The organism is Marinobacter sp. L-13, from assembly GCF_056857715.1.
The window spans coordinates 35384-61171 of record NZ_JBSXNQ010000049.1; the positions used below are offsets into that span (position 1 = coordinate 35384).

Annotated in this window: 23 protein-coding genes and 1 tRNA gene; 10 read left to right on the forward strand and 14 right to left on the reverse strand. The window is 57.2% G+C overall.

The window, feature by feature from the left end; translation table 11 throughout:
- Window positions 1-79: 79 nt before the first annotated feature.
- The 7 genes from katG to AC13DD_RS07660 form a co-directional block, all read right to left on the reverse strand.
- Window positions 80-2251: a catalase/peroxidase HPI gene (katG, locus tag AC13DD_RS07630; RefSeq protein WP_053114967.1), complete on the reverse strand. Its 2172-nt coding sequence runs from the start codon at window positions 2249-2251 to the stop codon at window positions 80-82.
- A gap of 363 nt (window positions 2252-2614) precedes the next feature.
- On the reverse strand, window positions 2615-2833 hold the full coding sequence (locus tag AC13DD_RS07635) for a DUF2835 domain-containing protein (protein ID WP_008172004.1): 219 nt from the start codon (window positions 2831-2833) through the stop codon (window positions 2615-2617).
- A gap of 6 nt (window positions 2834-2839) precedes the next feature.
- Window positions 2840-4732, reverse strand: coding sequence for a molecular chaperone HtpG (gene htpG / locus AC13DD_RS07640; protein WP_482931038.1), 1893 nt, complete (start codon window positions 4730-4732; stop codon window positions 2840-2842).
- A gap of 248 nt (window positions 4733-4980) precedes the next feature.
- The gene (locus AC13DD_RS07645; RefSeq protein ID WP_008172009.1) at window positions 4981-5415 is read right to left on the reverse strand and encodes a PaaI family thioesterase; all 435 of its coding nucleotides are present in this window, start codon (window positions 5413-5415) and stop codon (window positions 4981-4983) included.
- Window positions 5412-5882 (reverse strand): PaaI family thioesterase, encoded by a 471-nt coding sequence (locus AC13DD_RS07650; protein ID WP_014576817.1) that lies wholly within the window; start codon window positions 5880-5882, stop codon window positions 5412-5414. Before AC13DD_RS07650 ends, AC13DD_RS07645 begins: the two co-directional genes overlap by 4 nt.
- Before the next feature lie 18 nt (window positions 5883-5900).
- Window positions 5901-6641: a DUF599 domain-containing protein gene (locus AC13DD_RS07655; RefSeq protein ID WP_053114965.1), complete on the reverse strand. Its 741-nt coding sequence runs from the start codon at window positions 6639-6641 to the stop codon at window positions 5901-5903.
- Between the two features lie 47 nt (window positions 6642-6688).
- Window positions 6689-6814 carry a hypothetical protein gene (locus tag AC13DD_RS07660; protein ID WP_008172013.1) on the reverse strand — a complete coding sequence of 42 codons (126 nt, stop codon included), beginning with the start codon at window positions 6812-6814 and terminating at the stop codon, window positions 6689-6691.
- Between the two features lie 25 nt (window positions 6815-6839).
- Here AC13DD_RS07660 and AC13DD_RS07665 point away from each other — a divergent pair, with 25 nt between their 5' ends.
- The 4 genes from AC13DD_RS07665 to AC13DD_RS07680 all read left to right on the forward strand — a co-directional run bounded on the left by AC13DD_RS07665 (window position 6840) and on the right by AC13DD_RS07680 (window position 10974).
- Window positions 6840-8117, forward strand: coding sequence for a M48 family metalloprotease (locus tag AC13DD_RS07665; protein WP_482931039.1), 1278 nt, complete (start codon window positions 6840-6842; stop codon window positions 8115-8117).
- Window positions 8118-8290: 173 nt separating this feature from the next.
- A complete protein-coding gene (locus tag AC13DD_RS07670; protein WP_008172020.1) occupies window positions 8291-8836 on the forward strand; it encodes a hypothetical protein in 546 nt (181 codons plus the stop codon).
- Window positions 8836-10023 carry an iron-containing alcohol dehydrogenase gene (locus tag AC13DD_RS07675; protein ID WP_014576813.1) on the forward strand — a complete coding sequence of 396 codons (1188 nt, stop codon included), beginning with the start codon at window positions 8836-8838 and terminating at the stop codon, window positions 10021-10023. The genes AC13DD_RS07670 and AC13DD_RS07675 overlap by 1 nt, the downstream gene beginning before the upstream one ends.
- 168 nt (window positions 10024-10191) lie before the next feature.
- Window positions 10192-10974 (forward strand): substrate-binding periplasmic protein, encoded by a 783-nt coding sequence (locus AC13DD_RS07680; protein WP_430417522.1) that lies wholly within the window; start codon window positions 10192-10194, stop codon window positions 10972-10974.
- A gap of 12 nt (window positions 10975-10986) precedes the next feature.
- Here AC13DD_RS07680 and AC13DD_RS07685 read toward each other — a convergent pair whose 3' ends face one another.
- Window positions 10987-13473, reverse strand: coding sequence for an ABC transporter permease (locus tag AC13DD_RS07685; RefSeq protein ID WP_482931040.1), 2487 nt, complete (start codon window positions 13471-13473; stop codon window positions 10987-10989).
- On the reverse strand, window positions 13473-14192 hold the full coding sequence (locus AC13DD_RS07690) for an ABC transporter ATP-binding protein (protein ID WP_041645164.1): 720 nt from the start codon (window positions 14190-14192) through the stop codon (window positions 13473-13475). The genes AC13DD_RS07685 and AC13DD_RS07690 overlap by 1 nt, the downstream gene beginning before the upstream one ends.
- Before the next feature lie 62 nt (window positions 14193-14254).
- Between AC13DD_RS07690 and AC13DD_RS07695 the strand changes: the two genes are divergently transcribed.
- Window positions 14255-14884 carry an arylesterase gene (locus AC13DD_RS07695; protein WP_008172029.1) on the forward strand — a complete coding sequence of 210 codons (630 nt, stop codon included), beginning with the start codon at window positions 14255-14257 and terminating at the stop codon, window positions 14882-14884.
- 7 nt (window positions 14885-14891) lie between these two features.
- Here AC13DD_RS07695 and AC13DD_RS07700 read toward each other — a convergent pair whose 3' ends face one another.
- The gene (locus AC13DD_RS07700; RefSeq protein ID WP_273017897.1) at window positions 14892-15740 is read right to left on the reverse strand and encodes a YheT family hydrolase; all 849 of its coding nucleotides are present in this window, start codon (window positions 15738-15740) and stop codon (window positions 14892-14894) included.
- 189 nt (window positions 15741-15929) lie between these two features.
- On the opposite strand from AC13DD_RS07700, the gene AC13DD_RS07705 reads away from it, so the two are divergent.
- A tRNA-Asn gene (locus AC13DD_RS07705) sits at window positions 15930-16005 on the forward strand.
- Window positions 16006-16061: 56 nt separating this feature from the next.
- Here the strand turns inward: AC13DD_RS07705 and AC13DD_RS07710 are convergent.
- Window positions 16062-17351: a M18 family aminopeptidase gene (locus AC13DD_RS07710; RefSeq protein ID WP_273017898.1), complete on the reverse strand. Its 1290-nt coding sequence runs from the start codon at window positions 17349-17351 to the stop codon at window positions 16062-16064.
- Window positions 17352-17472: 121 nt separating this feature from the next.
- On the opposite strand from AC13DD_RS07710, the gene AC13DD_RS07715 reads away from it, so the two are divergent.
- Together AC13DD_RS07715 and AC13DD_RS07720 are read left to right on the forward strand one after the other, a co-directional pair.
- Window positions 17473-17958 (forward strand): hypothetical protein, encoded by a 486-nt coding sequence (locus tag AC13DD_RS07715; protein ID WP_273017899.1) that lies wholly within the window; start codon window positions 17473-17475, stop codon window positions 17956-17958.
- Window positions 17959-18065: 107 nt separating this feature from the next.
- Window positions 18066-18674: an outer membrane beta-barrel protein gene (locus tag AC13DD_RS07720; protein WP_482931042.1), complete on the forward strand. Its 609-nt coding sequence runs from the start codon at window positions 18066-18068 to the stop codon at window positions 18672-18674.
- Window positions 18675-18724: 50 nt separating this feature from the next.
- Here the strand turns inward: AC13DD_RS07720 and rlmKL are convergent, their stop codons facing one another.
- A complete protein-coding gene (gene rlmKL, locus AC13DD_RS07725; RefSeq protein ID WP_273073072.1) occupies window positions 18725-20899 on the reverse strand; it encodes a bifunctional 23S rRNA (guanine(2069)-N(7))-methyltransferase RlmK/23S rRNA (guanine(2445)-N(2))-methyltransferase RlmL in 2175 nt (724 codons plus the stop codon).
- Between the two features lie 319 nt (window positions 20900-21218).
- Between rlmKL and rmf the strand changes: the two genes are divergently transcribed.
- On the forward strand, window positions 21219-21431 hold the full coding sequence (rmf, locus tag AC13DD_RS07730; protein ID WP_008172042.1) for a ribosome modulation factor: 213 nt from the start codon (window positions 21219-21221) through the stop codon (window positions 21429-21431).
- A gap of 172 nt (window positions 21432-21603) precedes the next feature.
- On the opposite strand, the gene AC13DD_RS07735 is transcribed toward rmf, so the two are convergent.
- On the reverse strand, window positions 21604-22623 hold the full coding sequence (locus tag AC13DD_RS07735) for a quinone-dependent dihydroorotate dehydrogenase (RefSeq protein WP_053114958.1): 1020 nt from the start codon (window positions 22621-22623) through the stop codon (window positions 21604-21606).
- Between the two features lie 409 nt (window positions 22624-23032).
- Between AC13DD_RS07735 and AC13DD_RS07740 the strand changes: the two genes are divergently transcribed.
- Window positions 23033-24193 carry a cation diffusion facilitator family transporter gene (locus AC13DD_RS07740; RefSeq protein ID WP_053114957.1) on the forward strand — a complete coding sequence of 387 codons (1161 nt, stop codon included), beginning with the start codon at window positions 23033-23035 and terminating at the stop codon, window positions 24191-24193.
- A gap of 19 nt (window positions 24194-24212) precedes the next feature.
- Here AC13DD_RS07740 and AC13DD_RS07745 read toward each other — a convergent pair whose 3' ends face one another.
- Window positions 24213-25712: a RimK family protein gene (locus tag AC13DD_RS07745; protein WP_053114956.1), complete on the reverse strand. Its 1500-nt coding sequence runs from the start codon at window positions 25710-25712 to the stop codon at window positions 24213-24215.
- Window positions 25713-25788: the final 76 nt, after the last annotated feature.

A 25788-nucleotide genomic window follows, 5' to 3' on the forward strand; every position in this document is an offset into this window, starting at 1 on the left:
GCGGATTGTAAGGAATTTGGCGGGAAGTTGATAGACGGACACCCCGAAACCGGGGTGTCCAATCGCTTGCTTACAGGTCTTATTCGACGTCGAACCGGTCGGCGTTCATGACCTTGGTCCAGGCTGCAACGAAGTCTTTCACGAACTTCTCTTCGTTGTCGTCCTGGGCATACACTTCTGCGTAGGCACGCAGGATCGAGTTGGAACCGAACACGAGATCAACACGGGTCGCAGTGAACTTGGTATTGCCACTGTTGCGATCCACGATGTTGTACGAGTTCTTGCCAGTCGGCTCCCAACGATTCGACATATCGGTCAGATTGACGAAGAAATCATTGGTCAACTGGCCAACGCGATCGGTGAATACACCGTGCTTGGTGCCGCCGTAGTTGGTACCGAGCACCCGCATGCCACCCAGCAGGACGGTCATTTCAGGCGCTGTCAGTCCCATCAGCTGGGCACGATCCAGAAGCATTTCTTCCGGCTTGACCACGTAGTCCTTCTTCTGCCAGTTGCGGAAGCCATCAGCCAGCGGCTCCATCGGATCGAAGGATTCGGCATCCGTCATCTCGTCGGTAGCGTCACCACGACCCTTCAGGAAGGGAACGTGAACCTCGTGGCCGGCTGCTTTGGCTGCCATCTCGATGCCAAGGTTACCGCCAAGCACGATCACGTCAGCAACGCTGGCGCCAGTGTCAGTCGAAATCTGCTCGTAAACCTTCAGCACCTTATCCAGACGATCGGGCTCGTTACCCTCCCAGTCCTTCTGGGGCGCCAGGCGAATCCGCGCACCGTTTGCACCACCACGCATGTCTGAGCCGCGGAAAGTACGGGCACTGTCCCACGCGGTGCAGATCAGCTCGTTCAGGCTCAAACCGGCCCCGGCAATCTTCTGCTTGACCACTTCCTCAATATAATTGGTCTCGCCCTGGGGAACAGGATCCTGCCAAATCAGATCTTCATCAGGTACACCCGGTCCGATGTAGCGGGACTTGGGCCCCATGTCGCGGTGGGTCAGCTTGAACCAGGCACGGGCGAAGCAGTCTTTGAAGTACTCGGGATCTGCCATGAACTTCTCGCAGATTGCGCGGTACTTCGGATCTACCTTCATTGCCATGTCGGCATCGGTCATCATCGGCTTGCGACGGACGGACGGATCAGTCGGATCAACCGGCATGTGCTCTTCTTTGATGTCGATCGGCTCCCACTGGTTCGCACCAGCCGGGCTCTTGGTCAGCTGCCACTCGTAGCCAAACAGCAGATCAAAGTAGCCCATGTCGAACTTGGTCGGATTCGAGGTCCAGGCACCTTCGATGCCAGAGGTAACCGCGTTGGTCGCCTTGCCGTCGAGGTTCGGGTTCATCCAGCCAAAGCCCTGGGTTTCAACGTCAGCCCCTTCCGGCTCCGGGCCGAGGGCATCGGCGTCGCCATTACCGTGAGCCTTGCCCACCGTATGGCCGCCAGCGGTCAGCGCTGCGGTTTCTTCATCGTTCATCGCCATGCGGGCGAAGGTCGTTCTCACCTGCTCCGCGGTCTTCTGCGGATCCGGCACACCGTTCACGCCCTCAGGATTCACATAAATCAGGCCCATCTGCACTGCAGCGAGCGGGTTCTCCATGGTGTCGGGCTTGTCGACGTCTTCATACCGGCTGTCAGACGGCGCCAACCACTCTTTTTCCGCACCCCAGTAGATGTCTTTTTCCGGATGCCAGATGTCCTCGCGGCCATAAGAGAAACCGAAGGTCTTCAGGCCAAACGACTCATAGGCAACATTACCGGCCAGGATAAACAGGTCGGCCCAGCTCACCTTGTTGCCGTATTTTTTCTTAAGCGGCCACAGAAGGCGGCGTGCCTTGTCGAGGTTGCCGTTGTCGGGCCAGGAGTTCAGCGGAGCGAACCGCTGGTTACCGGTGCCGGCACCACCACGACCGTCGGCCAGGCGATAGGTTCCAGCGGCGTGCCACGCCAGTCGAATCATCAGGCCGCCGTAATGCCCCCAATCGGCAGGCCACCATTCCTGACTGTTGGTCATCAGCTCGTGCATGTCTTTTTCGAGGGCTTCGTGATCAAGCTTTTTCACTTCTTCCCGGTAGTCGAAGTCTTCACCGAGAGGATTGGTTTTGCGGTCGTGCTGATGAAGGATGTCGAGATTGAGGTTCTCAGGCCACCAGCCAGCTACGTCGGCTTTTTCCTGAGTGTTTGAACCGTGCATTACGGGACACTTTCCGCCCGCACTGTTGTTGTCTGTCATTTTTCTCTCCTCATTGGGGTTGGCAAAACGACACTGCTTTGATTCAGGCACTTCTAACTATAGGACACACCCAATAATCTGCTCTGAGTATTTCTTATGTCCCGGATAGCGTGCGCCTATAGGATTTCCCGCAATATTTGCGGGTTCTCTGCCTTACTGGGCACAAGCGTAATCACTTGAATATCTCGCCAGAATGTCTAAAAAGTCCGGCCATGCGATTGAACGACTGAGTGACATTACATTGGACATGGATCTGCTCCTGCCTAACGAGAACAACTCCACCGTAGCGCGGGACCGATGGCGAAATACAATTAATTAAAAATAAATTTGTGAGAGTTTTTATTTATGAATGGAGCTCTGATGTCAGAGCCGTTCAATGGATGAAAACTTGCCGGCGTCGTCAAAGACGATGCGGAAACTGCCGCGAATGCCATCGCGAAGATAAAAACGGGAGAGGATACGGGCCGGGAATCGGACAGAGCGTCCGTCCCGGGCCGTGGTGTGAACATCCGTGGCAACGCCCTGATAGAGCTTGATCCACTCATCAGGGCTGATGCTGATATCCACAATAATCTGCTGCATCGGCGATCAGTTCGCCAGTTCAAGCAGCAGGCGGTTCAGACGGGTGACATAGGCACCGGGGTCCGGGAGTTGCTCTCCGCTGGCCAGGGTGGCCTGGTCCAGGATAACCGCTGAGAGCTCATTGAACCGCTCTTCGCCCTTCTCGCTTTCGAGTCGCTGGACCAGCGGATGATCAACATTGATCTCGAAGATCGGTTTGCTGTCCGGTACTTTCTGGCCGGCAGCTTCCATGATCTTCTTCATCTGGGCGCCCATATCGAAATCGCCCACCACCAGACAGGCCGGTGAATCGGTCAGGCGGTTGGTTACACGCACCTCCTGCACCCGGTCGCTCAGGGCATTCTTGATGCGCTCCAGCAGGTCCTTGTGCTCTTCAGCCGCCTCTTCCTTGTGTTTCTTGTCTTCCTCGGTCTCGACCTCGCCCAGGTCCAGGTCGCCACGGGCAACATCCTGCAACTGCTTGCCGTCGTATTCGCTGAGGTAACCCATCATCCACTCGTCGATGCGATCTGTAAGGATCAGCACCTCAATGCCCTTTTTGCGGAAGACTTCCAGATGCGGGCTGCTCTTGGCCGCAGTGAAGTTGTCGGCAGTGATGTAATAAAGCTTCTTCTGCCCTTCCTTCATCCGGCTGATGTAGTCATCCAGCGACACGTTCTGTGTGCTTTCACCGGTGTGGGTAGAGGCGAAGCGCAGCAGGCCGGCAATTTTCTCGCGGTTGCTGAAATCTTCCGCCGGGCCTTCTTTCAATACCGTGCCAAACTCGCCCCAGAACTTCTGATACTGCTCGGGATCCTTCTTGGCCAGCTTGGACAGCATATCCAGGACCCGCTTGGTGAGCGCGGTGCGGATGCTTTCCACGGTGCTGTCGTTCTGCAGGATCTCACGTGACACATTGAGGGACAGATCGTTGGAATCAATCACACCCTTGGCAAAACGCAGGTACAGCGGCAGGAACTGTTCGGCGTCGTCCATGATGAACACGCGCTGCACGTAAAGTTTCAGGCCACGGGGCGCTTCACGGTTGTACAGATCAAACGGTGCACGGGCCGGGATATACAGCAGGCTGGTGTAATCCAGCTTGCCTTCCACCTTGTTGTGGGACCAGGTGAGCGGGTCTTCAAAATCGTGGGCGATGTGCTTGTAGAACTCCTTGTACTCCTCGTCCTTGATCTCGGTACGGGGGAGTGTCCATAGCGCTGTCGCATCGTTAACGGTTTCGTACTCGTCCTTCTTCTCACCTTCGTCGGATTCGGCCTTCATGACAACCGGGAAGGAAATATGATCCGAGTACTTCTTCACCAGACTGCGCAGCTTCCAGCCGTCGGCGAATTCCTTGGCGTCTGGCTTCAGATGCAGGACGATCTGGGTGCCGCGGTTATCCAGATTGACCTGCTCGATGGAAAACTCGCCGTCACCCTTGGACTCCCAATGCACACCTTCTTCTGCAGGCGCACCCGCGCGGCGGGTAAATACATCAACCTTGTCGGCAACAATAAACGCCGAATAGAACCCAACACCGAACTGACCGATCAGCTTGCTGTCCTTCTTCTCATCGCCGGACAACTGCTGGAGGAATTCAGCCGTACCGGAACGGGCAATGGTGCCAAGATTCTGGATAACATCGTCACGGGTCATACCGATACCGTTGTCGGTGAGCGTGACGGTATTCGCCTCTTCGTCAAAATCCAGGCGAATCTTCAGCTCAGGATCGCTTTCATACAGGCTGTCGTCCTTCAGCGCTGCGAAACGCAGTTTGTCTTCGGCATCTGAAGCGTTGGAAATCAGCTCACGAAGGAAGATTTCCTTGTTGGAATACAACGAGTGAATCATCAGGTGAAGCAGTTGCTTCACCTCGGTCTGGAATCCAAGCGTTTCTTTATTGGCTTCAACCGTCATGGCGTTTTAGTCTCCTGAAACGAATAAACAGGCACGGCGTTGTGCCCGAGTTACCTCATAGTTTTGAGAGTGAGCGCGGAGGCCGTTCCGAAACCGTGCGGAGCCATGGATGGCGGAGCCGAGCGTACATGGACGTATTCACAGCGTGTTTCGGAACGGCCTCCGTGCTCGCTCCTGCACAAAAATCTCAGTCTGAGCAAAAAGTGGGGGCACACCGGGGCATTTCAAGCCCCGGAGTATAGGCAAGATCAGTCTTCGAGGAGGAAGTGCGCCCTGGCAGTCGCAATGGGTTGCGAGCGGGATTTCTGCCAGGCGCTGACCATCACGTTGGCAACGCGGTTGCCCTGGCGGGTCAGGCGGCATTCGGCGTAGGTCTCGCGATTGAGACCGGCCCTGAGGTAATCCAGGGAAAAGTCGACGATACGGGGCATGCGCAGACTTTCCTGGGACATGATCAGGTAGATGTTGGCAGACATCTCCATGAAGCCACCGATCACGCCACCGTGGATGGCCGGCAGGATGGGATTACCCAGGTTGGAGTCTTTGCAGGGCAGACGGAAAATCAGGTCGTCTCCAAACTGCTCACACTGAAGACCAATCCAGGTGGCATAGGGAATGCTGCTGAGCATGCGGCTGAAGTCACCGGTCTCCTGGGTGTAACGCAGGATTTCAGGATCGGTCATTCTTCACCTCCGGTAATCAGGTCCCGGTAATGTTTCGGGCTGGCATCCTTCCCGATACGCATGAAGGTGGCCACGCAGTTGGCAATGGTTTCACCGCCTTCCTGGTACGCCTCACAGCGGGTAAAAATGATGTTCCGGGTTACCCGGTAGGTTTCAGCCCGGGCATAAACCGGCTTGCGGGGCTGGGCCGGGCGCATGTAGTCCACGCGCAGGTCCAGCGTCGGGCAGAGCTCAAAATCTTCCAGGGCACAGAGGATCACGCACCCTGATGTGGTATCCATCAGTGTGGTGATGGCCCCACCGTGAATCACCCCGGTGTCCGGGTTACCGATAATGCGGTCACTGTAGGGCAGGCACAGTGTCAGGCTGCCTTTTGTGGCCTCGGTAACCGACAGACCAAGCTCGTTGGCCTGGTTGAGGGTGGCTATAAAACGGCTAACCCGTTTCCGTCGGATATCATCGTTCATTCAGATTCAACCTGTGGATCAGCTTTTAGGTTTTGGGCTGTTTTCCGCCTTGCCGGGCAGCGGCTCCTCGAAGACCTTCCCCGCCCTCAATGCTTCCAGTGCCGTCGAACAGAACTCGCGTCGATAGAGAACGACAACAACCAGAGTGGACGCCGCCATGAAGACAATCGGGTGAATAAACCAGCCTACCACGGCAAGTGCGTAATAGTAGGACCGCAGCCCAAGGTTAAAGGCATCGCCGGCAAGATTGCAGATGTTGCCGGCACTTCGTGCAAACGCCTCCCTGCCAGCGGGGCTGGTTTTGGTGTCGTCTGGCGGAGGGGCACTGCCCACCATCACCGACACAAAGTTGTACATCCGCATGGACCAGGTGAATTTGAAAAAGGCGTAGATAAAGACCACCAACAGCACCACCATGCGAAGTTCCCAGATTTCCCGGGTCGGCAATGTGGCGAAGGGCATGGTACTGAATACTTCCATGACTTCCTGGGTGTAGCCGAGAGCGGTGATAATACCCGCGAGAATCAGCAGGCAGCTGGAGGCGAAAAACGCACCGTTGCGCTCCAGGTTTCCGACCACAGACGCATCGGCAATCCGGTTTTCCCGCCGCAACATGACGCGCATCCAGTCCTCCCGGTAAAGGTCGAGGGTGTTGGACAGGCAGGGACGGTCCGCGGCACGGCGTTTCGAGTATTCGGTATAACCCAGCCAGCAGACGAGGAACCAGAGCAAAGCGATCAGTTCGAGTAAATTACTCATGGGTTGCCTTGGGTGCGAAGTTGGTGAAACAGAGCGGGAACAGACGCTTATGATACGCCAAGGGCCTGCTCGTCACCACCGCCGGGCAGGTTGCGGTAATCCACTGATGGCCGATCATGTGCTATAAACTGCCCATTCAGGAAGCGGGCAACTGTTTTGAACGAACCCGACATCGCATCATCCAAAAGGGAGCTTACTGTGAACCTGTCTGCCATCAAAAACAGCCTGGTAGCCATTGCGCTGGCACTGACACTCAGCGGCTGCTCGGTCAATCCGGTTACCGGGGAAAATCAGCTTTCGCTGATCGGTGAAAGCCAGGAGCTCGCCATGGGCGCCGAGCAGTACGTGCCCACCCAGCAAACCCAGGGCGGTCGGTTTTATGTGGACCCGGAGCTGACGCTCTATGTGAGCGAGGTTGGCCAGAAAATGGCCAGGGTCAGCGACAGACCGGACCTGCCCTACGAATTCGTGGTTCTGAACAGCAGTGTACCCAATGCCTGGGCCCTTCCCGGAGGCAAGATCGCCATTAACCGTGGCCTGCTGACAGAGCTTGACGACGAGGCTCAGCTTGCCTCGGTTCTGGGGCACGAGATTGTTCATGCGGCAGCCCGGCACAGTGTTCAGCGCATGCAGCAGGGAATGTTGATCAGCGCCGGCGTTGCCGGACTTGGTTTTGCCCTGTCGGACAACGAATGGGCCGGTCTGATCATGGGTGGTGCTGCCCTTGGGGCGCAACTTGCGCTGGCGCAATACAGCCAGGGCGATGAACTCGAATCCGACCACTACGGGATTCTCTACATGAAAGAAGCCGGCTATGACCCACAGGCGGCGGTGGAGCTCCAGGAGCTGTTCCTGAAACTATCCGAAGGGCGTCAGTCCAGTTTCATTGATGGCCTGTTCGCGACCCATCCTCCCTCAGCGAACCGCGTGCAGGAGAACCGCGAACTGGTGCAGAAGGTTGGCGCGGGCGGCTACCGCGGTGAGGACGTCTATGAACGCAAGATGGCCAAACTCCGCTCGCTGCAACCGGCTTACGATGCCCATGACAAAGCCATGGAGCTGGCCTCCAAAGGCGAGATGAAGCCTGCGCTGGACAAGATCAACGAAGCCATCCGTCTGCTGCCACGGGAAGCCATGTTCTATGCCCTTCGCGGCCGCATTTATCAGGACCAGAAGGAAACAGAGAAGGCTGCGGCCGACTTTGAAAAGGCGGTGGAGCTCTACCCCGAGATGTTCAAGTATCGCCTTTACAATGGCCTGAATGCTCTGAGGCTCAACAATCTGGACAAGGCCAGGGAGAATCTGACCAAAGCCAATGAAACCGTCCCCACTTCCATTGCCTTCCTTCGACTGGGCGATGTTGCGGTAAAACAGAATAACCGGAATGAAGCCATTGCCTATTACAGCAAGGCCGCCGAAGCCGGTGGAGACGTAGCTGAAGAGGCCAAACGTAAACTGGCGGCACTCACGCAATAATTGCCGCCGGAATCGTTGACTTTAGAAGGCCGGAGTCCCGAGGGGTTCCGGCCTTTTTATTGCCCGGGATCAAGATTGCCGGTCTGACGCACATCTTCTGTCATCGCCTCCATTGACTTTTAGAGCAATAACTCTAAAAATCAGATGACATCAACAACGATTGGATGACGGACATGCTAGCGAAACGTATCCAGCCCATGGTCTTCCAGGCGCGCCGACTGTACGTGGAACTGATGTTCCAGGTGATGGGGCGAGCCCTGCAGGCTGTGAGCGAGGTGGACGAGAAGGTTCAGAACGAAGCCCGGGCACTGCCTGACGGTTTCCTGTTCGAGATGATGGTGATGCCGGATGGCTCAAAGCTGATCGTCGAGCATACCGGCCAGGGGCGTTTCCGTTACCACGGTGACAAGGCCCCACGGCCGATCGACCTGTCGATTCAGTTCAAGCACATCGCCCACGCTTTCCTGGTGCTGTCTTTCCAGGAAAAAACATCAGTGGCTTTCGCCAATGACCGCATGCTGGTGGATGGCGACATCAGCTATGCCGTGCGGATGACGCGGGTACTGAACCGGCTTGAGTCCTTCATCCTGCCGAAAATGGTCGCCGAGCGCGCCGTGAAGGAATACCCGGCCGACCTCCACCTGCCGGAAAAGCTGATCAGCGCCGCGCGCATTTACCTGAAAGTAGCCACCAATTTCGTTGAGACAGTGAGAGCGTGATGACCAATAAATACTATGAGTTCTTCTGCCCGGTAAAAGTCATTGCCGGCAAGGCCGCCCTTGAACACATCCCTTACGAGCTGACCGGAATGGCTGCCAAGCGGCCAATGATCGTAACCGACAAGGGCGTGCGGGCTGCGGGCCTTCTGGAACCCGTGATCGCAGCTTGCGAGGAAAGCGGGCTGGAAATAACCACCATCTATGATGACGTTCCGCCTGACTCCTCGACCACGGTGGTACGCGATATCGCCGGCATCTATCGTCAGGAAAAGTGCGACTCCATCATCGCCGTGGGCGGCGGTTCGGCGATCGATACCGGCAAGGCCGTCAACATTCTGGTTTCCGAGGGTGGTGACGATATCGCCAAGTACAGCGGTGCCGGTGTGCTCAAGCATCCGCTCAAGCCCTTCTTCGTGGTGCCGACAACAGCCGGGACCGGTTCGGAAGTTACGTCGGTTGCGGTCATCACCGATGAAGCCAAGGGCGTCAAGCTGCCCTTCACGTCGTCGTTCCTGCTGCCAAACGCGGCCATCATTGACCCGCGCATGACCCTCACCCTGCCGCCGCACATTACTGCCGCGACAGCCATGGACGCCATGACCCACGCAACCGAAGCGTTCACCTGCATGGCGAAAAACCCATTGAGTGACGCCTACGCGACTGCGGCCATCAAGAAAATCAGCCAGTCGCTCCTTCAGGTCATGGACAACCCGAAAGACAGCGACGGACGACTGGAGCTGGCGCAAGCCTCGACCATGGCCGGCATCGCCTTCTCCAACTCCATGGTGGGTCTGGTGCACGCCCTGGGGCACGCCACCGGCGCCGTCTGCCACCTTCCCCACGGCCTTTGCATGAGTCTTTACCTGCCCTACGCCCTGGAGTACAACCTTGAAACCATCCGGGAACCCCTGGGTGAACTTTTGCTGTACCTCGAGGGCCCCGAAGTCTTTGCAGCAACTCCGGCAAGCCGCCGGGCAGAGGCCAGTATTTCCGCGATCCGGAAGTTGCGGGATGCTTTGTACAAGCGCTGCCAGCTGCCCCGGACACTCAAGGAAACCGGTAAGGTAACCGAGGCACAGCTGGACCACATCGCTGAAATGGCGTTGGATGATGGTTCCATCATGTTTAATCCGAAGGAAGTAACGCTGGAGGATGCCCGCTCGGTTCTGCGCCGCGCCTGGGCGTGACTGTTTCGCCGGGGGCCCTGCCTGGCCCCCGGCGTTTGCCTTGTGTGAAGATAGAATTCACATCATTGAAAGTGATCAAGCAAGAGAGGAAAATTAGCCAATTCTGGCAGGGATGATAGCCGGGTTCATTATCCACCTACAGTACTGTTCCGTAGAGAGCCCCACCACATGCAAAACCGATATCCCCGCCCTGTTAATGCCACTCTTGGCGTCCTTCTTCTTGTACTGACTGCACTTTCCTCGCCAGTTTTTGCCTCACAGGATGCCTCTGGCGAACAAAAGGTTTTCCGCTTCAATATTTCCCCCAATGGTTACCCACCCTATCTCATCGGTGACCAGAGCCAACCATCAGGAATCATGTGGGATGTGGTGTCCGAGGTAGCCCAGAGGCTTGGATACCGGGTAATCGCTGAGCAAATCCCCCGTAAACGTGTAGATCAGATGCTGCTTGATGGATACATCGATGCCACACCAAGGGCTCGCGAGTGGGCGGACGACCCGGAGAAATTCCTGTTTACCGATGCGATAGTCGACATAGAGGAAGTGTTTTTTGTACCAGCACAATCCAGCTTTTACTACGAGAGCCCGGACGATCTGATCTCCAAAACCATTGTCACCCACCTCGGCTACCGTTATCCGCTGCTTGAGCCCTACTTCGAGGAAGGTCGGATTCGCCGCTTTGATGTTTCCAGAGACAAGGACATGTTCACCTTTGTACTGCACGGTGACCGTTTCGACGCCGCGGTCGCCGACCGGCTCGTCGGAAAGTGGATTCTCAGAAACGAGGGTCTGCGGCAGCATTTCGACATCAGCAGCGAAGGCATCAGCAATTACGGGTTCCGGCTAATGCTGCGGAAAGACTGGCAGCCCTTTGCCAGCCAGTTCAACGAAGAACTGGCGAAGATGAAGGCGAATGGCGAGCTGGATGCCATTCTCGCCAACTACCGCTGAAGCCGCCCGGTGCTACTCAAGGCGTCGCAACAACAGCATCGGCGATACACTCAACACCGGCCGTAGCTGCCAGCGGCCGAACAGGGCAAGAACAACGGCGCTTACGATTGGAATCGGCAGCACCACGTGCCAGTGCCACTGGAACGTGCCCTCGAACATCCTGAATTGAAGCGCCCAGACTGCCGCCTCGGCGGCGACCACTCCAAGCACACCTGCGAAACCACCCAGCAACGCAAATTCGAGCATGGTACTGCGAACCAGCAACCTCTGGCGTCCGCCCAGGGTTCGCAGCAGCGCACCTTCCCGCTGTCGATCCTGAAGCGTCGCACTGACGACTGCAGCCATCACCACCAGCGCGGCGGCAAGGATCAACGCCAGAATGGCTTCAATCGCCTGGGTGACCTGACGGACAATCTCCTGGATCCGCTCAATCACATGATCAATTTCCAGAACGGAAACCGTCGGGAACTGCCGGGAAAATTCGTTCAGGGCATCTTTCTTGTCCTTGGGCAGGTAAAAACTGGTAATCCAGGTCGCGGGCATCTCGGTGAGCCCGCCCTCCGGCGGGAACGCCATGTAGAAATTGGGCTTCATGCTGTCCCACTGGACCGTCCGAATACTGGTGACGGCTTCTGTCACCTTTTCCGAGCCAATGGTGAACGTCAGTTCGTCGCCCAGTGACAGTCCCAGCTTTCCGGCCAGCTCCGCTTCCACCGAGACACCTTCCTTCTGGTTTTCACCAAACCAGGCGCCCTCGACTATCTCGTTGTCGTCCGGCAAGGCCGACATCCAGGTCAGGTTCAGTTCACGGTTGAGAGCGTTAACATTCTCATCCTTGCTGACCGTTTCCTTGACTGGCTGACCATTGAGTTCGGTCAAGCGTCCTCGAACCATCGGGTAAAGTTTGTCCAGTGGCTGGCCACGCTCCTGCCAGAACGCATCGACGTCCTCGACCGCTTCCGGCGCAATATTGATCAGGAAATGATTGGGCGCGTCATCCGGCAACTGGGCCTGCCAGTCTGTCAACAAAGAGGTACGCACCAATATCAGCGTGGCCGCCAGCATCAACGTCATCGCAAATACAGCAATCTGGGAAAGACTGGCCCGGCGATGCCGGTACAGCCCCACAAGGGCCAAACGCCAGGCGTTACCACCGCCGCGAACCTTGCGCAGTGTTGCCACCAACAGCCAACCCACCAGACCAAGTGCCCCGAGCAGCAACGCAAGCCCCCCCAGAAGGGAAACCACCAGGGCAAGTTCGCCCGCATACATCCACACAAGCCCGAAAACCGCCACAATGGCAATTATCATATCCGGCAGGGCCTCGCGCCCGGTTTCACCGGGCTGGCTGCGCAGTACACGCATCGCCGGAACATTGCGAAGCCTGCGAACGGGAGGATAGGCAAACGCAAACAGAGAGACCAGTGCCGTCAGCAAGGCGGGCACCAATGCAGACGGATCGAGCTGAAATTCCACCGGGCGCTCAAGCACCTGGCTGAGCATGTGAATCAGCAACCAGTACAGCGGCATCGCGACCAGCAGTCCGCCCACGATCCCGGTAACACCCCAGAGCGCGAGGCGCTTGAGGTACAGACCGCCAATACCTGCACCGCTGAGCCCCAGCGTTTTCAGAAGTGCCACGGTATCGCGCTGGGAAAGGGCATACTGACGACTCGCCACAGCCACGGCCACGGCGGCAAGCAGGACTGCAAGGCTGCCACCCAACAGCAGGAATCTCTCGGCTCGCTCGAGTGAGCGCGAGAAGGTCTCGCCATCCCGGACACCCGCCCATTCATGACTGGGTTCGAGTCTGGGTTCCAGCCATTGGTAGTAAGATTCCAGCGCAGCTTCATCACCGGCAAACAGGTAGACGTATTCAACCCGGCTGCCCTCCTGGATGACCCCGGTGGCGGCCACATCATCCACATGCATCATCACGCGGGGGGCCAGTGCCGACAGCCGGAAACCGCCGTCCGGCTCCCGGATGAGCAGGCCGGACACGGTAAGATTCAGATTACCAACTTCAAGCGACTCGCCGACTTCGAGATCCAGCAGCCTGAGCAAGCGCGGGTTGATCCAGACCTCTCCCGGCCCGGGCCCCTGATTTACGAGCGCCCGGGTACCTGTCGGGTTCCGCTGGATTTCGATATCGCCGCGAAGCGGATATTCATTGCTCACGGCCTTGACTGACACCAGCTGGAAATTCTCGTCACCGAACACCATGGTGGAGAATTCCACCATTCGACCGGTTTTCAGGCCCTGATCGGCGGCTTCCTGAAGCCAGGTGTCCGGAATCGGTCGGCCATTCTCTGCCTCAAGCTGGCGATCCGCTGCCAGGAACGAGCTGGCTGAAGAAACCAGGGTGCGTTGAAGCTGACTGGCAAACAGGGCAATGGTGGCAACAGTGGCAACGGCGATGATGAGAGCGGCCAGAACGACGCGAACGTCTCGTTCACGCCAGTCCCGGCGAACCGACATGAGTTTTTTTGCAGCAGCCATCAGTGCGCCATCTCCTGCGCTGCTTCCGGTTCGGTCAGAACGCCGGCTTCAATATGGAACTGCCGATTGCAGCGCGCCGCGAGGTGTTCATCGTGGGTTACCATCACCAACGTTGTGCCCTGCTCCCGGTTCAACGCCATCAAGAGATCAGACACTGCCTGACCGGTGCGGTTATCCAGGTTGCCCGTCGGCTCGTCAGCGAACAGGATCAGCGGCTCAGACGCAAATGCCCGCGCGATGGCAACCCGCTGCTGCTCACCACCGGAGAGCTGTCTGGGCGTGTGGGTCAGCCGTTCGCCAAGCCCAACCCGTTCCAGTAGCTCACGGGCCCTCTTCTCCGGCGACGCCATGCCGGCAAGTTCCAGCGGCAACATAACGTTCTCGAGCGCGGTTAGCGCCGGCAAAAGCTGGAAAGACTGGAATACAAAGCCAACCCGGTGTGCGCGGAGTTTTGCCCGCTCATCCTCGCTGAGCTTGCTGATCACCGAGCCGTCCAGCTCCACCGTCCCCTCGCTGGGCGTATCAAGACCCGCCAGCAAACCCAACAGAGTGGTTTTACCAGAACCGGAGCGCCCGACAATGGCTACGGATTCTCCCCGATTGATTTCGAGAGTGACCCCTTGCAAGATCGTGAGCGTATCGGTTTCAACACTGACGCGGTGGGTGAGGTTATCTACCCGTAACATTGGGCTCTGGCTATCCGGGTTAACATTGGTCATCTGATTCACGGAATCTCCCGATCCTGGGTCTCGAAAACGGCTTAAAGGTGTATTGGTTGTCTATGCATACGGCATTGGTGTACGTCAGATCAATTCTTTTTCTCGTGTTTGCCGTGCTGGCGCTGCCGGCAGTGGCCAGTCAAAACACGCTGCTCATCGTAGGTGACAGCCTCAGTGCGGCCTATGGAGTGCCCTCCGAAACTGCCTGGGTGCAGTTGCTGAGAAACCGGCTCGAGAGCAAAGGGTTGAGCGACTGGGAAGTGGTCAATGCCAGCATCAGCGGAGAAACCACGGATGGCGGTGCCCGCCGGCTGCCTGATCTCCTTGAGGAGAACGAGCCCGACGTCGTGGTCATTGAATTGGGTGGCAATGATGGCCTTCGCGGCTTCCCCCCCAACGTAATCGAATCCAATCTCGCCTCCATGATCGAAAAGGTGCAGACCTCGGGTGCTCGCGCCGTACTGGTGGGCATGCAGATACCGCCCAACTACGGACAGCGCTACACAGAGATGTTTGCCGAAATCTATCCGAAGCTGTCTGACCGATACGACACCGCGTTGGTTCCCTTTTTCCTCGACGGCATCTACAACCAGGCCGGGTTGATGCAGGACGACGGGATTCACCCGACCGAGGAAGCCCAGGGCAAACTGCTGGAGAATGTCTGGCCGGTGCTCAAACCGATCCTGCAATAAAGATGGTTCAGGTCAATCCCTGGAGGAATGCCAGCGCACGGCGCTCTGACCAATAAAAGCCATCTTTCGAATGCTCGACAAACCCGACGTGGCCGCCCCAACGAGGAGCTTCGAGGCGCACATGAGCGCCCAGCTCCCGCCGGGATTCCGGAAAACAGCGCGCCGACAGAAATGGGTCGTCAGCGGCATTCACCATCAGCGCCGGCACGCGGATATCTCGCATTCGCCCCAATGCTGAACACTGGGCCCAGTAATCCCGGGCATTGCGGAAACCGTGCAGAGGCGCGGTGTAGCGGTCATCAAACTCATGAAAGCTGCGAATGGCATCAAACCCCGAAATATCAATCAGGTCCGGAAACCTCTCCGCCTTTTCCTCCATTTTTACCTTCAGATCCCGGAGAAAGCGCTGCATGTAGATCTTCCTGCTGGGCAACGCCAGCATATCTGCGCTGCCGGCCAGGTCGCAGGGAACCGAATAGGCAACGGCTCCGCAGATCCGGCTATCAACACGCTCGCCCTGTTCGCCCAGATAAAGCAGCGTCAAATTGCCCCCCATGCTGAACCCGGAAAGAAACAGGGTGTCGTAAGCACCTGACAACCCGTGGTTGACCACCAGGCCGAGATCCTCGGTGGCGCCGCTGTGATAGAACCTCGGTTGCCGATTCATAACCCCGCCGCAAGAGCGGAAGTTCCAGGCAAGAACATCCCAGCCTTCCCGAAGCAGGGCGCGAGTTAAACCGAGCACGTAGGGCCGCCTGCTGTGACCTTCCAGACCGTGAGACACGATGGCCAGTCGATCGCTACCCTGCCGGTACCAGTCCAGGTGCAGTTCGTCGTCATCCGGTGTGGCGATCACTTCCGGCTCCGGTTCCACCATCGGGACTTTGCGAAACAGTGTGGGCCAGACAGACTGAACGTGACCGTTGCGCAACCACGGCGGGGGCCGGTAGTGAAGAGTCCTGCTTTCGTACAATTTTTAGCCTTTCATATCAGGGGGTTGACCCCGTAAACCAAAGCGCTTAATATGCGCGCCACTTGATGCTGTTCCCCGATAGCTCAGTTGGTAGAGCAACGGACTGTTAATCCGTTTGTCGCTGGTTCGAGCCCAGCTCGGGGAGCCACTTATTCCGAAATGCCGCTGATTCTTCTGAACCAGCGGCATTTTTCGTTTACGGCCTCAGAAAATCTGCTCGCGCTGCATGAATTCGGTCAGCACCCGGAACAACGTGAACCCATCCTCGGTGCCAATCAGCTCCCGAATGGAATGCATACCGAACTGGGGCACGCCAATATCCAGCGTGGTTACACCCAGGTTCCCCGCCGTCAGGGGCCCAATGGTGCTGCCACAGCCCATATCGCTCCGAACCACAAAGGTCTGGTGAGGCAACCCCAGCTCGTCACTGATGTGCCGGTAAACTGCTGCCGATCGACTGTTGGTGGCGTACCGCTGGTTATGGTTGACCTTGATCACCGGCCCCTGATTGAGAATCGGGCCATGATTCTCATCATGTTTATCCATGTAATTCGGATGAATGCCATGGGCATTGTCCGCCGACACCATCATCGAGTTGGCAATAGCACGAGCCTTGCCAGCGCCGACCCAGCGGTCCAGAACCGCTGTCAGGAACGGCCCTTGTGCACCTTCGGCAGACATACTGCCAACTTCCTCGTGATCGTTGCAGACCAGCAACGCGGCTTCGTCGCCGGAGGTTTTCAGCAGCGACTGGAGGCCAATATAACAACTCAGAAGGTTGTCCAGGCGAGCCGAGGCGATGAAATCATCACGCAATCCGACAAACGAGGCTTCACGGGCATCGTAGAAACTGAGCTCGTACCCCAGGACCTTGCGGACAGTGAGCCCGGTCTCCGACTTGACCTGCTGGGACAGCAGATCCACGAAGCTGGTGGTATCGCTCTCAGGAACCTGCATCAGAACCGGTGGCAGATCGGTCTGTGGGTTAACCGTGCGATTGCTGTTGGCTTCTCTATCAAGATGGATTGCCAGGCTCGGAATGAATGCCACAGGCTTACGGAAATCCACCAGGGTGTCCCGTACCTTGCCGTCTTCGTCCAGCACCGTCACCCGACCGGCCAGGGAAAGATCCCGGTCAAACCAGGGATTCAGCAGCACACCACCGTAAACTTCGACACCCAACTGGAAGAAGCCCTTGCGGCGGAGCTCAGGGTTCGGCTTGACCTTCAGGCAGGGGCTGTCTGTATGAGCACCCACCATGCGGATTCCCGAGGTGCTGACATCTTTGCTGCCAGTTCGGAAGGCGACAATTGAGGAGCCGTTGCGGACAACGTAATAGCCCTGGTTGCTCACCAGCGACCAGTCTTCCCGCTCATCCAGCTCCTGAAATCCGGCCGCACTCAGCCGTTGTTTCATGGTGTCGACCGCATGCCAGGGTGTGGGGGAAGTGTTCAGAAACTTCAATAAATCTTTGTTAAATTCAGCGTGTTCCATGATGTCCCTGATTAAAAGATAATTGCGCCAACAGTATGGCATGAAGCCGTAAAGCCTCATACTGCGTCAACGGACATTCCCTATAACCGGGTCACAAATCAACCATCACCGGGAGCCCAACGTGCCAGCACCGAGATTTCTCGACATTGAATACTGCCAGACCGACGACGCGCTTTTTCCCACCGCCATGGCCTGGTCGCTGGAAGACGGCCGAATGAAAACCGTGGTTATAGCCCCTTCCGACGACTGGCTCCCGGAAGACGGTGACCTGGGCGATGTCGACCTCCTCTACCTTGAAGAACAGGGCGTGCCCCTGATCGAGCTGGCCCGGGAACTGCACCAGGATCTGCCCGACCAGACCGTCTTCGTGGACGGCCTCGATCCGGACGAGATTCTGGTAGACCTCATTTTCACGGCCGTGGCACAGGAGGCCCCGTTCGAAATCGCACCCATCAGTGAGCTGATCACAGGCCTGAACAGCGAAACCCTGGAAGACCGCCGCCGCCAGCTCCTGTTCGAGGAAAGCCTGGAACCCCAGTTGCCTGAAAATGGCGTCTACGCACTGCTGCTGATGGCGCGGGAAGAGGGCCTGTTCGACGAGGATTGAGAAACAGCAGGAATTGACAGGGGGAAGTGTGACACGGGTCGACGTAACAAACGGTTACACGAGGCAGAATCAGCCCGTATTCGCCCATGTCAGGAAGCCCGATAACAATGAACAAGGTTGTGCGAACGCCCCTCGTCTGTCCGCTTGTCCCTGCCCTGCTCCTCGCATCCCAGGCCGCCCTGGCCCAGGAAACGCCAAGGGCCGACAAACACTACATCGGGCTGCTGGCAACCACCTACAACCACCGCACCATCGGTGAAAACACCAAGGAAACCGCCTGGGGCACTGGCGGAACCCTGGTGTTGGGTGGCCATATCACCGATCTGTTCCACGCCGAGCTGCGAGCCGGCGGCGGTTTCAAAGACGCCAAGGTCCCGAACAGCGACCTCACGCTGAGCGTTGACTATTACGCCAGCTGGTACATGGGCCTGCACTACCCGATCACCGACTACGCCAACGTTTACGGCCAGTTCGGTTTTTCCTATATCCACGGTGAGGGCGAGATCAGCGATCCCGCAAATGACCGCAACAACGCCTACCTTGATCTCGACGGCGAATTTCCGGACAGCGGTTTCTCCATCAGCTGGATTGCAGGGCTTGATTTCGAAGTGATGGACGATACGTTTCTGGTCTTCGAAGGCGGAAAGCTTTTCGAAGACACAGGAACGGATGTGAACACCTTCCAGTTTTCCGGCGGACTGCGCTACGAGTTCTGAACGGCCGGCCGGATCTCGTGTTGCTGATCCGACCCGCTACCAGATCGCCATTAAGCCTTGTGGCGAATATGCCAGCACCGGTGAATCCGGGCGTTGCGTTGAAAATCCTTGTCCAGGGTATCCCGCGTCACTTCAGCAACCTCGAACTCGCTTTCCAGTGTCTCGTCCAGCTTGAAGCGTCGGAAATTGTTGGAAAAGATCAGCAACCCGTCGGAACTCAACCTTGCCATGGCCTGCCTGACCAGCGTGGGATGATCCTTCTGGATATCCAGAACGCCGGCCATACGGGCAGAGTTGGAAAAGGTCGGCGGATCCATGAAAATCAGGTCAAACCGTTGGTCCGCCGTTTTCCGGTCTGCCAGCCAGGCCAGGCAGTCTGCCTGCTCTACCCGATGCTTCTTGAGGTCGGCTCCGTTCAGCGCAAGGTTCTCCTCGGCCCAGCCGACATACGTCTTTGACATATCCAGACTGAGCGAGCGGCTGGCGCCTCCAACAACAGCGTGAACAGTGGCCGCGCCGGTATAACAGAACAGGTTCAGGAATCGCTGGTTTGCCGAGTGCTGCTGAATCCAGTGCCGCACCGGCCGATGATCCAGAAACAGACCCGTGTCCAGATAATCCTTGAGGTTCACCTTCAAAACGCAGCCGTGTTCGTGAACCCTGAAAAACTCGCCACTGACTGCCTGCTTCTCGTACTGATTGGTGCCGGTTTGCCGCTGGCGCTGCTTGCACACCATATCCTCCGGCTCCACTCCCAGTGCTTCGGGAATGACTGAAAGGGCCTCCGCCAGGCGTTCTCGAGCAGCACGCTCATCCACCGATTTCGGGGCCGCATACTCCTGCACGTGCACCCGCCCCTCATAGATATCGATCGCCAACGCAAACTCCGGCATATCGGCATCGTAGAGGCGGTAGCAACCAATGCCCTGCTTTCTTGCCCACTGCCCAATGGTCTTCACGTTCTTCTTGAGGCGATTGCGCAACATGGCCGCGCGTTCCTCATTGGCAATCCGAGGGGTGACCTCACCGGGAATATCCGGGGTCCTCGGTGTCATTGCGCTCACTTCATTTACCTCGAACAGCAGCAACTGGGCGGGCAGCTTGCCGTTGAAAAGCCGGTATTGCTTGTAACTTCTCAATCCGATGGACTTGCCGAATTCCGGGGCTCCGGTAAATACACCGAGGCGCCAGCCTGGAACGCAGCGTTTAACCGCGTCGCCCAGTGCCTGGTACAAGCCGCCCAACTCCCTGCGCTCACTCAACCGCTCACCGTACGGGGGATTGGTTAGGACCAGCCCCTGATCAGACCAGTCGCCTTCCAGTTCCAGGGCATCGACTGCGCGAGCCTCAACGTGCACAACATTCTCCAGACCTGCCCTCTGGATGTTTTTCCAGGCGGTCCCGATGACCCGGCTATCCTGGTCAAAGCCCGCCATTCTCGGGATCCGCCCTTGCTTGCCCTCGTGGGCGCGACGCTCCGCCTCCTGGCGCAGCGATAACCAGAGCTCCGGCTGATGGCCCGGCCACTTCTCGAAACCGAACCGTTCCTGCTTGCGGCCGGGCGCCATATCCAGCGCCATCATGGCAGCTTCAACCACAAGGGTGCCTGAACCGCACATCGGGTCCACGAAATCGCCGCCGGCGGCGGCAATCTCCGGCCAGCCCGCTCGCATCAGCAATGCCGCGGCCAGGTTTTCCTTCAGGGGTGCCAGGCCCTGATCCGTACGATAGCCGCGCATGTGCAGACTGTGCCCGCTCAGATCAATGCCCAGGGACAAGCGGCCACGATTGAGTCGCGCGGAGACAATGACATCCGGGTTCTTGGCATCCACTGAAGGCCGCGGTCCGCCATTGGCCTGAAACCGGTCCACAATGCCGTCCTTGACCCTTTGAGCGCCATATTGCGTATTGCGGATGGCCTCGTTCTGACCGAGGAACGTAACGCGGAAACTGCCATGCACAGGAATGTGCTGCTGCCAGTCCATGTGAACAACGCCATCATAGAGCTGATCGCCGCTGTTGGCGTCCACTTCATCAATGTGAAGGATCACCCGGTTGGCGAGACGCGACCATAGACAGGCGCGATAACCACCCTCCAGAGAACCCTCCACCCAGACCCCGGCCGGGGCATTGCGTACGGTATCCAGACCAAAGGTGCTGAGCTCGTCCGCCAGTAGGTATTCCACCCCCTTCGGGCAGGTTACGAAAAATACAGATTTGGACAAGTTCAACTCCTGGTTGCTGGACGGCTTGAGGTAAGTTTCCGGAATAAAGGCTATTCCGAAAATCGCAGTAAAATTTTTAGTTCATATAACTATAAAAAAAGCGTCACATAGATGAAATAATTAGTGTACATCGGCTAAAGGTTCGACTTACCTTGTAAGTGACGCGTCGTTCCGGAAGGGTGCAAACCTTCCGTTAACAGGATCCTGACTGCTCTGGCTTGAGCTGACAATAGTGGGTTATCCCGGAGCGGATAACACTGGTCGCAGCCACTGCAGATGTGTACACGCTTGTTCTGTTAATCCATCAGTGAGGAACGGCATGAAAAGACAGAAAAGAGACATGTACGCTCGTGCATTCAAGCGGGGTTATCTCGCTGGCGTGTCCGGAAAATCCAAAGACAGCTGCCCGATTGAACAGGCGGAAGTTCGCCAGGAATGGCTGAACGGGTGGCGAGAAGGCCGCACAGATCAATGGGAGGGCATGACCGGCGTATCCGGCATCCATAAACTGGCTAACGTTACGACAGCGTGACGCCTCAACTAACCCCGATTCTTAATCTGATCTTTTTACATACAATTTGACGCAGTACTCAGAGCAACCCAAACGGGGCCTCCCGCCCCGTACCATGCGATGAAGCGCCACGGGGTTCATTCCCCGCTCGGGCCCGCTAAGCGGGCCCACCTTCGTTATGGGGCGCGGTAAATCACTTGACCTGCCGGATAGCCTCAACAGCCTCTTTAATAAGTTCAGGCCCCCGGTAAATAAAACCGGTGTAGATCTGGACCAGCTTGGCACCGGCCCGGACTTTCTCGGCTGCACTTTCACCGTCCATAATGCCGCCGACACCAATAATCGGTAGTGATTCCCCCAGTTCCGCGTAAAGCTCCCGGATGACCCTGAGAGAAGCCTCCCGCACCGGTGCGCCGCTGAGGCCACCAGCCTCATCGGCATGGGCATGACCTGCCACGGCATCCCGACTGATCGTTGTATTGGTGGCAATCACGCCATCAAGGCCCGTCTCACGCAGGGCGGATGCCACGAACCGGATACCGTCATCGTCCATGTCCGGGGCGATCTTCACAGCCACAGGCACGTACCGGCCATGCTCCTTCTCACACTGGAGCTGTTCGTCCTTGATGGCCTCCAGCAGGCCCTTCAGAGAGTCTCCAAACTGCAAATCCCGAAGACCGGGCGTGTTGGGCGAGGACACATTCACCGTTATGTAATCGGCCCGACTGTAAACTGCCGATATCCCCTTCCGGTAATCGGACTCGGACTGCTCGTTGGGCGTGTCCTTGTTCTTGCCAACATTGATTCCAAGCACGCCCTTGTAGCGGCGCTGATCCACACGGGCCAGCAAGTGGTCCAGCCCCTGGTTGTTGAAACCCATCCGGTTAATGATGGCCTGATGCTCCTGCAGCCGAAACATCCGTGGTTTGGGATTGCCGGGCTGCGCCAGAGGCGTCACGGTACCAACTTCAATAAAACCGAAGCCCAGGGCGCCAAGCGCATCGAGGTGATCGGCGTTCTTATCCAGACCTGCGGCAAGCCCGACGGGGTTCGGAAAATCCAGCCCCATAACATTCACTGGCAATGAATCTATCTTTGGTGAAAAAGCGCTCAAAACGCCTAATCGGTGCGCAAGATCGAGACCATTCAATGCAACATTGTGAGCTTGCTCCGCTGGAAGACGGAAAAGCAGATTGCGGATAACGCCGTACATCTGAAAAAACTCCCCTGATCCAAGTGGGCGGAGTATACCGGAAGTTTTCCACAGCATCCCGGGATAGAACCAAATCAGCTGTAAATGACTGTATCATGGCACTCTCATGACCTTTTCCACGGAATCTGTGGATAAACCTGTTGAAAATCGCGGGGCAACGGTTGCCATCCCTTGATAACTGCGCCAATCTACAAATTGATTATTTTTTGACCAGTTATTTTTATGTTTATTTTCAATAGGTTATATATTTTTCTCATGGCTGTCGACAAATACTAAACAAAATGTTACCCAGTCATCGTTCTGCAATGATGTGCATAAATCACTTGAAATCCCCTCTTTTAGCCACCCCTGCCAAAGCCCTTGAGAATAACGTTATACTGGCACCTGTCTTCTGATCTGGAGTGCATCAATGCAAGAGCCGATTTCCCCCGCCCAACAGCACCGGGAAAACCTCGCGGGCGAAATGAAGGCGGCCTCGCGCGTGACCATTATCGGAATGATTCTCGATGCCGTACTCGGGGTCATAAAAGTCATTGGTGGTGCTCTTTTTAACTCCCAGGCCCTGCTGGTGGATGGCATTCACTCCTTTACGGATGTTGCCTCTGATCTGGTTGTTCTTGGCGTCATGAAGGTATCCCGCCAGGAGCCGGATGACGACCATCCTTACGGCCATCAGCGAATCGAAACCTTCGGCACTCTGGTTCTGGGCAGCATCCTGATTGCCGTTGGCGCCGCCCTGGCCTGGGAAAATACCCTACGCCTGATAGAGGGTGGCGTGGATACTGTGCCTGGCTGGCCAGTTCTGGTGGCAGCTGCAGCGTCTGTTGCGGGCAAGGAATGGATTTTCCGATACACACGCCACGTCGGCCTGAGGATCCGCTCGGATCTGATTATCGCCAACGCCTGGCACAGCCGAACCGATGCGTTCTCCTCAGTCGTGGTTCTGGTGTCCACGGCCGGCGCCATGCTCGGCATGGTCTGGCTTGATGTGTTCGCGGCGGTGGTGATCGCAGGCATCATTATCCACATTGGCTGGAAGTTTACCTGGGACAGCGTCAAGGAACTCGTGGATACCGGCCTCTCCCAGGAGGACACGGAGATGCTCAAGAGTATCGCCCGGGACACGGACGGAGTGCGCAACGTGCATGAGCTTCGCAGCCGTCGTATGGGGCACGACATTCTGCTGGATATTCACCTGGTGGTTCGTCCGGAAATCAGCGTATCGGAAGGGCATCAGATCGGCATGCAGGTTGTCTCGGGAATGCGGGATGCCCTGGACAACATCCGGGACATCAACTTCCACATCGACGCCGAAAACGACGAAGATCAGCCGCTGACCTCCGAGCGCCTGCCCTCCCGTGAAGACATCCGGGCCATCCTGGCCCGACACCTGGGAGAGTTGCCGCAACACAGCCGGCTCCGGCTGCACTATCTGAAAAACAAGGTGCATCTGGAGCTGTTCCTGGACAGCCCCGAGGGTGAAACCGTCTTCTCATCCTCAAACATCAGGGAAGAGCTCGGTGATTACCCCTGGTTTGGGAGTGTCCGGGTATGGGTGGCCGGCCCCTGAAAGCCGCCGGCCATATAACCTAGCGACGCCTGTTCTCTTCCATCCTTGAAAGAAATTCCTGCATGATCAGGGTGTAGAGCTCGCCCCCCAGGAAGCGGTCTTCCACGCCCGCATCAATGCTCGGGTTGTCGTTGACTTCGATGACGGCAACCCGGTTGCCTGACTGTTTGATATCCACACCGTACAGCCCGTTGCCGATCAGTCTGGTGGCATTCAGGGCCGCCTGAATGACATTCCTTGGCACCTCATACGTGGGCATGGTCTCAAAGCCACCGCTCTCACTCTCGGATTCGCTGTGCTGATAGATCTGCCAGTGGCCTTTCACCATCATGTACTTGCAGGCGTAGATGGCCCGCCCACCGAGCACACCAATACGCCAGTCGTAATCGGTGTAAAGGTATTCCTGAGCCAGCACCAGGGCGGACTGCTTGAACAGGTCTCTCAGCCCGGCACGGAGGGTCTTCTCGTCTTCGGCCTTGGTTACGCCTCGGGAAAACGCACCATCCGGGATCTTGATAACTACCGGAAAACCCAGCTCACTGATGACCTGCTCGACAGCGTTCTTCTGATCTTTCGACAGGATGAGTGTCTTGGGCGTGGGAACCTTGTTGTTCTTCAGGAGATCTGCAAGGAACACCTTGTTGGTGCACTTGAGGATCGACACCGGATCATCAATGACCACCATGCCCTCAGCGGCCGCCTTGCGGGCAAACCGGTAGGTGTGATGATCAATGGCAGTGGTCTCACGAATGAACAACCCATCGTATTCCGGCAGGCGCATATAATCCCGCCGGGTAATCTGCTCAACGTTGATACCCAGCTTGCGACCGGCTTTCTCGAAACGCTTCAGGGCAACCTTGTCACTCGGCGGCATCTCCTCATCGGGATTGACCAGCACCGCCAGATCATAGCGGTAACGGCGTCGGGTCCGTGGCTTACGCCAGACCATGCTGCTGAAACGATCCAGGGCCGCCGCGAACACGTCCTGCTCCTGCTCGCCCAGATCCGCCGGAGCCGCCGGCTTCATGGACTCGATCTGCCACTGCTTGCGGCGCTTGAAAACAATTTCAAGAATCGGACAAGGGAACCGCTCGAACAGCGCCCGGGCGACCGGCTTCAGATCCGGGTGCTCGGCCTGGCCAAAGTAGGTCCGAATGCGCACTTCATGGGTGGCCGCGCGCTCATCACTGGCAGGGTCAATAGCGGAACCCGCTGCTTCCAGCCAGTTGATGACGCTTTCATCAAGCTCTTCCAGCTCAAGTGAAAACAGTCCTTTGCGGCCGAGATCATTGAGCGTCATCACCGAGGGTACGACATGGTGACCACGGGCTTCCGCCAGGAGTGAACAATAATACCCCTTGCTCAGGTAACGGGCGCTCTGACACAGGTTGATGACCCTCACCCGGCTGGCGGGCGGAGCTGAGAACTGGAGGTACTGATCAAACGTCAGCACGTCCTCACTGGGGTAATAAGGCGCCCAGTCTTTGGCGCGGTCCACTACGATAAGCAATCGGGACATTGAAGGCATTCCTCCCTGAAAGGTCTTGCCTGTAGTAATTGAGGCCACAATACGCCGGTCACAATCGCTGCACAAT